Here is a 9060-nt window from a genome sequence, read left to right on the forward strand (position 1 = left end):
GGGCGGTAGGCCAGACGTAAAGCGAAGCAGTCTGGCCTACCGCCCCCGGAGACCCGTCGCCGCACCCAACAGCCCCGCGCAGCGGACGACACAACTCGCCCCGCCCAGCGCAGCGGAAAGGCGGCAACAAAGCCCGCGCCGCAGGCGCAAACAACAGCAACCCCGCACGGCGGGACAGCCAACAACGTGGGGCGCAGCCGGCCGCCAGGCCCACGGCGGGAAAGCCAACAACGTGGGCGGCCAGCCAAGCGCAGCGGACGGGTAATACCCTGGTACGGACAACACCCATTACGCCGAGGTACTCGCACCTTAGACGCCGCCCCGTAAGGAACATTCGTGGAACTGGCCTATTACTCGGACTATGCCGTGCGGTTGGTCAACACCGAGCAGCCCGAGCGCGGCGGGGACAGCCTCACCTCGGTCGAGGCGGTCCGCGAGCTCTTCGGCGTCGCCCAGCAGGCCGCCCGGCGGGCCACCGAGAGCGATGTGACCCGGCTGCGAGCGGTCCGCTCCCGGCTGCGCGCGGTCTTCGAGGCGGCCGACGGCGGCGACGAGGTGCGCGCGGTGGACCTGCTGAACGCGCTGATGATGGAGTTCCCGGTCAGCCCGCAGATCTCCGGCCACGAATTCCGTGACGACGACGGGCGCCCCAAGTGGCACATGCACATCGCCGACCACGCCGCCAACGCCACCGCCGGCTTCACCGCCACCGCCTGCATGGGCCTGGCGTTCCACCTCACCGAGCTGGGCGTGGACCGGCTGGGCATCTGCGAGGCCCGGCCCTGCCGCAACGCCTATCTGGACACCTCGACCAACCGGTCCCGGCGCTACTGCTCGGACCGCTGCGCCACCCGCTCCAACGTCGCCGCCTACCGCGCCCGCAAGCGCCGGGAGAGCGGCCGCACCGCCGACAGCACCCAGGCGCCCCAGTCGAGCGCCGCGCGCGGCGAGCGCTGAAGCCCGCGCGGCGGCCGCACCCGCAGCCAGGCCCGGGCGATCACCAGCTCGTCGGGGACGGTCCCGAACTCCCGGCTGTCGTTCTCCACATACGGGTTGTCGCCGCGCACCCACCAGCCGCCGTCCCGCCGCTCGACGGCCCGCTTGACGATCAGCAGGTCCTGCCGGAACGGGTGCCGCAGCACGACCACGTCACCGGGGCGCACCGCCGCCCCGTACCAGACCACGAGCTGGTCCCCGGGCCGGAGCGTCGGCACCATCGACGGGTTGTAGACCTCGGCCAGCCCCAACGTCCGCAGCGGCCCGCCGCGCACCGACTCCGCGCCGCCGCCCCCACCCCGCTCCGGCTCGCGCACCCGCTCCGGCATCCGTACCTCCCGCTGCTGCCCCCGTCCGATCCTCACGGACCATCCTCCATCAGTCCCGACCCGGTGCCGGACTTTTGCCCTAAGACCCCCGGGGCGCCCGAGAAAAGCCTTCCCGCACCGAGTAATCTCGCACCTGAGAAGACGATCACGAGGAAGGACTGAACATGCTTTCCCGCCTGTTCGCCCCGAAGGTCCGCGTCAGCGCCCACTGTGACCTGCCCTGCGGCGTGTACGACCCCGCCCAGGCCCGCATCGAGGCCGAGTCGGTCAAGGCCGTCCAGGAGAAGTACCAGGCCAACGAGGACGCGGACTTCCGCACCCGCGCCGTCCTGATCAAGGAGCAGCGGGCCGAGCTGGCCAAGCACCACGTCTCGGTGCTGTGGAGCGACTACTTCAAGCCCCCGCACTTCGAGAAGTACCCGGAGCTGCACCAGCTGGTCAACGACACCCTCAAGGCGCTCAGCGCCGCCAAGGGCTCGAACGACCCGGCCACCGGCCAGAAGGCCCTGGACCTGATCGCCCAGATCGACAAGATCTTCTGGGAGACCAAGAAGGGCTGAGCCCCGTCTCATCCCGCCCGGGCCGGCGCTCACTTCGATCGCCCGGTCCCGGAACCGACCGCACCCGGTCCGCACCCCGTCGCAACCCGGCGGACGTCGCGGGCCGGGTGCGGCCGTTTCGGCGCCCTCGGGCCGCCCGCCGCGGGCGATAGCCCCGCCCTATAAGCCCCTGACGCCTTAGGTCCTGTCCGATGGGTCAGGACCTAAGCCTCGACCGACAGCATCCCGCCGTGCCGGACCAGCCAGTCGTGGTACGCCTCGCTGGCCCAGGCGATCTCCGTGTAGGCGGCGGTGAGATCGGCGAACAGGTCGTCGGCGGAGGCGGCCGACGGGCCGTCCGCGCGGCAGGCCATGAAGAGCCGGACCGCCAACGGGTCGCCGTGCAGCGGGCGGATCGCCATGCCGGGCCGGGAGCGGGCGGTGGGCTGGCAGGGGGTGACCACCTCGCCGGCCATGACGAGGTCCACGGCGGTGAGGTAATCGCCGTGCACCACCCGGGGGTTGATGCCGGCCGCGGCCCAGATGCGGCGCAGACCGGCCCACTCGCCGTCCACCGTCGGGTCGACCATCCACTGGTCGGCGGCCAGGTCGGCGACCCGGACGACGGAGTGGCCGGCCGCCGGGTGGCTCTCCGCGAGGGCGATGAACTGCGGTTCCCTGGCGAGGAGTTCGTAGCCGACCAGGCCGTCGGGGACGCGCAGCGGGGCGCCCTCGACCTCGTGCACGAAGGCCGCGTCGAGCTGGCCCATCGCGACCATGTGCAGCAGGGCGTTGGCGGACACATCGGTACGTATCGTGGTGTCGGTCTCCGGCAGCCGGGCGCGCAGCCGGCGCAACCAGCCCGCGACGGCCGGGCTGTTGGTGCTGCCGATCCGCAACCGGGTGCCCTCCTCCCGTACGGAGACCGAGGCGATGTCCTCGACAAGCGCGCGCATTTCGGCCACTATCGGCCGGGCGCGACAGAGCACCGAATGCCCGAGCGGGGTGGGACGACTGCCGGTCGGCTCGCGGAAGAAGAGCTGACCGCCGAGGGCCTTCTCGATGCGGTGGAGCTGGGTGGTCAAGGAGGGCTGCGTCATCCCCAGCTGACGGGCCGCCTTGCGCACGCTGCCGGTGTCGGCGATGGCGCACAGGGCGCGAAGATGCCTTACCTCAAGCTCCACGCCCGGAGCATAAACGCGCAGCCGCAACTCACACCAGACTTTCCCCACCGGTCCGAACTCCGGCCCTTCACCAGCGCGTTGGCCCGTCGCCACCCGGGGTATTGATCCGCGCTATCGCCACCTGGCATCTCCGTCTTCCGGGTGAACTCCGTCCACACTCAACGGCACCAAGAAATCCGCAGGGCCCCGGCCGCCGCCCCACACGGCGGCCGTACGGCCCCTCGGAAATAAAGGAGCCCCCCACATGAGATCTCCCAAGACGGCGCTGTCGGCTGCGCTCGGTCTGGGCCTCGCCGCCGCGCTCGCCGCGGCCGCACCGGTGTCGGCCACGCCCGCCACCGCACACTCCGCCCCCCACCACAGCACCCCCGCCTCGATCGCCGCCTACACCGGCTCGGCGGCCGAGAAGGCGAACACCAAGGCGTTCTTCAACGCCGTCATGGCGGTGGCCAAGGCCAAGCACCTGGCCAACCCGTCCCTGAAGACGGTGACCGTCACCTACGACCCGAGCGCCGCGCCGACCTACGCGGACCAGATATCCCAGAGCGCCTCCATCTGGAACGGCGCCGTCAAGAACGTCAAGCTCCAGGCGGGCAGCGGCGGCGGCGACTTCCAGTACAAGGAGGGCGACGACCCGCGCGGTTCGTACGCCAGCACCGACGGCCACGGCAAGGGCTTCGTCTTCATCGACCACAGCCAGGCCAAGCAGTACAACTCGGTCCGCGTGGTCGCCCACGAGACCGGTCACGTGCTGGGGCTGCCGGACCACTACGAGGGCCCGTGCAGCGAGCTGATGTCCGGTGGCGGGCCCGGCCCGTCCTGCCAGAACACCCAGCCGGACTCCAACGAGCGCGCCAAGGTGGACCAGCTCTGGGCCAACGGCCTGGCCGGCGTCCGCTTCGGCGGCTGACCTCCCGGGTCAACTCCGGGACGCGGCACGGCGGTCGCCCGTCGTCCGCCCGGCCGGGCTGACGGTGGCCGGGCGGTCGGCGGGCCGGGGCTGACGGAACCGGTACCTGACGACCGGCTTCCGTACCCCCCACCAGCCCTCGCGCGCCGTACGTCCGCCCATGCGGTGGGGCTCCTGACCGAGCCCCACCGCTTGCGTGTGTGCGGGGAGTTGGCCGGTCAGCCCCGGAGCGACTGGCCGAGGGTCAACCCGGCGCCGGCGGCGGCGAGTCCGGCCACCAGGCTGAGCGCCACGTTGAGCGCGGCGTACCAGCGCGCACCGTCGGCGGCCAGCCGCAGCGTCTCGTAGGAGAACGTCGAATAGGTCGTCAGCGCCCCGCACAGGCCGGTGCCGAACAGCAGTTGGAGATCGGGACCCGCGGCGCCGGTCAGCACGCCCAGGACGAGGCTGCCGCCGACGTTGACGGCGAGCGTCCCCCAGGGGAAGACGGAGTCGTGCCGGGACTGCACGAAGCGGTCGGTGAGGAAGCGCAGCGGTGCCCCGACCATGGCACCGGCCACCACCAGCAGCCAGTTCACCCGGGTGTGTCCTCCCTGCCGGGGGCGGCGCCCGCCCGGCCCCGGAACGCGATGGTCTCGCACGGGTCGAGGGCCATCAGGCCCCCGCCGGCGAGGAGTTCGGTGAGTTGCGGCAGGAACGCCCGCACCCGTTCCTCGGTGTCCACCACGATCACCGCCACCGGCAACTCCTCGCTGAGCGAGAGCAGTCGGTGGGTGTGGATCAGCGAGGTGGCCCCGAAGCCCTCGATGCCCCGGAAGGCGCTCGCCCCGGCCAGCCCCGCCGCGCGGGCGCGGTGCACGATCTCCGCGTAGAGCGGTCGGTGGTGCCAGAGGTCCTGCTCGCCGACGAAGACGGTCAGCCGCAGGCCCGGTTCGGCGGCCGGCACCGGGTCGCCCGGGGTCCCGGCCGGGCCGCGGCCCGCCGTGTCACCCGTCGCGCCGTCGGTCATGCCGCCCGCCGCCCCGGTCCGACCAGCGCGCGGGTGGTGGCCGCGGCGAGCGCCACCGCGGCCAGCGCGGCGAGCAGGGTGCCGGCGAGATAGGCCAGGGCCAGCGGCAACCGGCCGGCGCCCACCAGGCGTTGGATGTCCACCGCGTAGGTGGAGAAGGTGGTGAAGCCGCCGAGGACGCCGGTTCCCAGGAACGGGCGGAGCAGCCGGTGGGCGGTCCACACCTCGGTGATCAGCACCATCAGGACGCCCATCAGCGCGCAGCCGACCACGTTGATCAGCAGCGTGGTCCAGGGGAAGGCGTCTCGCGCGCTCGGCCACAGCAGCCCCGCGCCGTAGCGGGCCGAGGCGCCGAGGGCGCCGCCCACGGCCACCGCGCCGATCACCGGCCACTCGCCCTGCCAGGGCAGCGGGCGGCGGGCTGGCTCGTCCATGGTCCGCGGGCCTCCCTACTCTGCGCGTTCGACCGGGCGTCGTCGCCCTCAGGTTAAGCCGAGCCGTTTGACACGGCTAAACATGGGATGTTCCCATCACCGGTGGAATCGGCGCCCCTCGGTGGGTGTCGACGGACGCGGAACCCGCGCCCCGCGAACGAGAGGACGGCGCCGATGCCGCTGCGCAGTACCGCCCGCACCAGCCTCGTCGAGCTGGTCATCGAGCAGATGGAGCGGCTGATCGCCGACGGCGAGTGGCCGGTCGGCGCGAAGATCCCGGCCGAGCCGGTGCTGGTCGAGCAGTTGGACGTCGGCCGGAACACCGTCCGCGAGGCGGTCCGCGCCCTGGTGCACACCGGGATGCTGGAGCCGCGGCAGGGCGACGGGACCTACGTCCGGGCCCGCAGCGGCTTCGGCGCGGCGGTCCAGCGCCGGCTGCGCCGGGCCGCCAACTTGGAGGCGTACGAGGTCCGTTCGTGCCTGGAGCGCGACGCCGCCCGTTACGCGGCCGAGCGCCGCACGGACGAGGACCTGGCCGCGCTGCGGGAGGCGCTGGCGGTGCGCGGCCGGGCCTGGGACACCGGCGACGCGGCCCGGTTCGTGGAGGCGGACCTGCGCTTCCACCGGGCGGTCGCGCTCGCCGCCCACAACGGCCTGCTGGCCGAGCTGTACGAGCAGTTCAGCGACGCGCTGCGGGAGGCGCTGGCGGCCGTGGTCGACACGCCGCTGCTGCCCGACGCCGTCCGGCACCAGTTCGACGCGCACACCGCGATCGTCGACGCCATCGAGGCACGGGACCCGGACGCCGCCGAGCGGGCGGCGCTGGCGCACCTCGCGGAGGCGGCGCAGGTGCTGCGCGAGGCGCCCGTCGAGCCGGACCAGGAGACGAAGACCGCCGGTGCCGCCAACGGGACGGCCCACAACGACGGGACACAGGAGGAAGCCCAGTCATGACCCAAGGACCGCCGACGGGGATATCCGAGGCGCGGCCGGCCGCCAGGCCGACGGCCGCGCCCGGAGGGAGCCCCGCGCCCACCGGCACCACCGGCCGCCGCGCCCTCTACCTCGGCCTCGGCGTCGTCCTGTTGGCGCTGAACCTGCGCCCGGCGCTGGTCGCGGTCTCCCCGCTGGCCGGCACCATCCGCGCCGAGAGCGGGATGTCGGCGGCCGCCACCAGCCTGCTGACCGCGCTGCCGCTGCTCTGCTTCGGGCTGCTGGCGCCGGTCGCACCGCGGCTGGGTCGGCGCTTCGGGATGGAGCGGTCGCTGCTGGCCACCATGGCGCTGATCTGCCTGGGCACCGGGCTGCGGCTGCTGGACTCGGTGCTGGCGCTGTTCGCCGGGACGGTGGTGATCGGCGCCGGCATCGCCGTCGCCAACGTGCTGCTGCCCGGTCTGATCAAGCGGGACTTCCCGGCCAGGGCCGGCCTGATGACCGGGCTGTACTCGATGTCGCTGTTCGGCGGCGCGGCGCTGGCGGCCGGCATCACCGTCCCCGTGCAGCAGGCCGCGCACCTCAGCTGGCAGGCCACGCTGGCCTGTTGGGGCGCGCTGGCACTGCTCGCGCTGGTGGTCTGGCTGCCGCAGATCCGCAGCCGCACCGACGTCTCGGAGGCCGCCGCCCGGCAGGCCGCACACCCGGTGCGCGGGCTGTGGCGCTCCCCGCTGGCCTGGCAGGTCACCGGCTTCATGGGGCTCCAGTCATTGAGCTACTACGCGGCCGCCGCCTGGCTGCCGACGGTCTTCGAGGACGCCGGGATGAGCGCGGGCGACGCCGGCTGGATGCTGTCGTTCTCCTCGCTGTTGGGGATCGCGGGCTCGTTCCTGGCGCCGGTGATCGTCGGCCGCCGACTGCGGGCCGGCACCCTGGCGGCGCTGGGCGCGGTGCTGTGCGCGGTGGGCTTCGTCGGGGTCTGGGCGGCGCCGGTCGGCGGCGCGTACCTGTGGATGACGCTGCTCGGCCTCGGCCAGGGCGCGGCGATCAGTCTGGCGCTGCTGTTCATCGTCCAGCGCGCCCCGGACACCCGGCACGCCGCCCAACTCTCCAGCATGGCCCAGTGCTTCGGCTACATCCTCGCCGCCACCGGCCCGGCGGTGCTGGGCGCGGTGCACGACGCCTCGGGCTCCTGGACGGTCCCGTTGGCGGTGCTGCTGGTGCTGCTGGTCCCGCAGGTGGCGATGGGACTCGGCGCCGCCCGACCGCTGCACGTCGCGGGACGATGACCTCGCGGGGGCGGTCGAACGGCCGCCCCCGACGGGCCCGTTCACCCCTGCCGTGCGGCCCCTACAGCCAGCCGTTCCGCTTGAAGCCGCGGTGCATCAGCCAGCAGACCCCCACCATCACGGCCATCACCACCGGATAGCCGTAGGTCCAGTTCTTCTCCGGCATGTACGCGAAGTTCATGCCGTAGACGCCGGTGACCATGGTGGGGACGGCCAGGATCGCCGCCCAGGCGGACATCCGGCGCATCGCCTCGTTCTGGGCGTTGGCGACCTGGGCGAGGTGTGCCTGGAGTATCGAGTTGAGCAGCTCGTCGAAGCCGGTGATCTGCTCCCGGACCCGGTCGAGGTGGTCCGCGACGTCCCGGAAGTAGGTCTTGATCCGGGGGTCGATGTGCTGCGGCGAGCGGGTGGCGAGCTCCTGGAGGGGGCGGTCCAACGGGGTCACCGCCCGCTTGAACTCCAGCAGTTCGCGCTTGAGTTGGTAGATCCGGCCGGCGCCGCGGCTGCCCCGGACCGAGAAGACCTCGCTCTCGACGTCGTCGATGTCGTCCTGGACGGCGGCGGCGACGTCGAGGTAGTCGTCCACGACGAGGTCGGCGATGGCGTGCAGCACGGCCGACGGGCCGAGCGCGAGCTGCTCGGGCTCGCGCTCCAGTTGCTCGCGCAACGGGCCCAGCGAGCCGTGGCCGCCGTGCCGCACCGTGATCACGAAGTCGGCGCCGGTGAAGACCATGATCTCGCCGGTGTCGACGACCTCGCTGGTGTCGGTGAGTTGGTCGTGCTCGACGTAGCGCACGGTCTTGAAGACCGTGAACAGCGAGTCGTCGTAGTGCTCCAACTTGGGGCGCTGATGGGCGTGGACCGCGTCCTCGACGGCGAGCGGGTGCAGCCCGAACAGCTCGACTATGCCGGCGAACTCCCTCTCGGACGGCTCGTGCAACCCGATCCAGACGAAACCGTCACCGGTCCGCCGGACCTGCCGGATCGCCTCCTCGGCCGGTCGGTGGCCGTCCTGGCGCACCCCGCCGACGTAGACCGCGCAGTTCACCACGGCGGTGCCCAGCGGCGAGCGCGCGGGGTGGCTGAGGTCCACCGCGCCGCGACGCGGCTGCGGCAGCCGGACGGCCTTGCGGAGGTTGCTGATCATCGACACCGGGTCAGTATCGCCCGAGGGCGCGCGCCGACGGTATGCCGGCCGCCTGATTTTGCGCACTCCGCACCGACCCGTGGCGGACTCCCTGCCCGGCGTTTGCCCGCCCCCGAGTACGCCCGCGCGCCGGTGGACTCCGGCGCGCGCCCCCGGATCACCGCACACCACCCCGAAAAACCCCGGACGCCAGGCGCCCTAGGTCCTGTCGTCAAACTCCCGTCGTTCGCCCGGAGGGCGGGCCGGGCGGTGGTCGGTGCGTGCTCTCGGCGTGCCGGGCGGCGGCCCCT

At 72.9% G+C, this 9060-nt stretch carries 11 protein-coding genes; 5 read left to right on the plus strand and 6 right to left on the minus strand.

What is annotated here, in order from left to right; all coding sequences use genetic code 11:
- Positions 1-336: 336 nt before the first annotated feature.
- Positions 337-957, plus strand: coding sequence for a CGNR zinc finger domain-containing protein (locus ACFVFQ_RS37855; protein WP_383425184.1), 621 nt, complete (start codon positions 337-339; stop codon positions 955-957).
- On the opposite strand, the gene sodX is transcribed toward ACFVFQ_RS37855, so the two are convergent.
- Entirely contained in the window at positions 870-1325 is a 456-nt protein-coding gene (sodX, locus tag ACFVFQ_RS37860; RefSeq protein ID WP_383425202.1) for a nickel-type superoxide dismutase maturation protease, read from the minus strand. The two genes, ACFVFQ_RS37855 and sodX, sit on opposite strands and share 88 nt — an antisense overlap.
- A 164-nt stretch (positions 1326-1489) precedes the next feature.
- On the opposite strand from sodX, the gene sodN reads away from it, so the two are divergent.
- Positions 1490-1885: a superoxide dismutase, Ni gene (gene sodN / locus ACFVFQ_RS37865; RefSeq protein WP_383425186.1), complete on the plus strand. Its 396-nt coding sequence runs from the start codon at positions 1490-1492 to the stop codon at positions 1883-1885.
- Positions 1886-2088: 203 nt separating this feature from the next.
- On the opposite strand, the gene ACFVFQ_RS37870 is transcribed toward sodN, so the two are convergent.
- Entirely contained in the window at positions 2089-3048 is a 960-nt protein-coding gene (locus tag ACFVFQ_RS37870; RefSeq protein WP_383425189.1) for a LysR family transcriptional regulator, read from the minus strand.
- Positions 3049-3292: 244 nt separating this feature from the next.
- On the opposite strand from ACFVFQ_RS37870, the gene snpA reads away from it, so the two are divergent.
- Positions 3293-3958: a snapalysin gene (gene snpA / locus ACFVFQ_RS37875; protein ID WP_383425191.1), complete on the plus strand. Its 666-nt coding sequence runs from the start codon at positions 3293-3295 to the stop codon at positions 3956-3958.
- Between the two features lie 218 nt (positions 3959-4176).
- Here snpA and ACFVFQ_RS37880 read toward each other — a convergent pair whose 3' ends face one another.
- From ACFVFQ_RS37880 to crcB, 3 genes are read right to left on the minus strand one after another with little or no spacing between them, the layout of a single operon-like run.
- Positions 4177-4536, minus strand: a complete 360-nt coding sequence (locus tag ACFVFQ_RS37880; protein ID WP_383425193.1) for a fluoride efflux transporter FluC — start codon at positions 4534-4536, stop codon at positions 4177-4179.
- Entirely contained in the window at positions 4533-4967 is a 435-nt protein-coding gene (locus tag ACFVFQ_RS37885) for a DUF190 domain-containing protein (protein WP_383425194.1), read from the minus strand. Before ACFVFQ_RS37885 ends, ACFVFQ_RS37880 begins: the two co-directional genes overlap by 4 nt.
- The gene (gene crcB, locus ACFVFQ_RS37890; protein WP_383425196.1) at positions 4964-5401 is read right to left on the minus strand and encodes a fluoride efflux transporter CrcB; all 438 of its coding nucleotides are present in this window, start codon (positions 5399-5401) and stop codon (positions 4964-4966) included. Before crcB ends, ACFVFQ_RS37885 begins: the two co-directional genes overlap by 4 nt.
- Positions 5402-5575: 174 nt before the next feature.
- On the opposite strand from crcB, the gene ACFVFQ_RS37895 reads away from it, so the two are divergent.
- Both ACFVFQ_RS37895 and ACFVFQ_RS37900 read left to right on the plus strand, forming a co-directional pair.
- Positions 5576-6355, plus strand: a complete 780-nt coding sequence (locus ACFVFQ_RS37895; protein ID WP_383425198.1) for a FadR/GntR family transcriptional regulator — start codon at positions 5576-5578, stop codon at positions 6353-6355.
- Positions 6352-7623 (plus strand): CynX/NimT family MFS transporter, encoded by a 1272-nt coding sequence (locus ACFVFQ_RS37900; RefSeq protein WP_383425200.1) that lies wholly within the window; start codon positions 6352-6354, stop codon positions 7621-7623. Before ACFVFQ_RS37895 ends, ACFVFQ_RS37900 begins: the two co-directional genes overlap by 4 nt.
- Positions 7624-7684: 61 nt before the next feature.
- On the opposite strand, the gene corA is transcribed toward ACFVFQ_RS37900, so the two are convergent.
- The gene (gene corA, locus ACFVFQ_RS37905; protein WP_383425204.1) at positions 7685-8770 is read right to left on the minus strand and encodes a magnesium/cobalt transporter CorA; all 1086 of its coding nucleotides are present in this window, start codon (positions 8768-8770) and stop codon (positions 7685-7687) included.
- Positions 8771-9060 lie beyond the last annotated feature (290 nt).

The sequence above is a fragment of the Streptomyces sp. NPDC057743 genome, assembly GCF_042798755.1.
Taxonomy (GTDB): Bacteria; Actinomycetota; Actinomycetes; order Streptomycetales; family Streptomycetaceae; genus Streptomyces.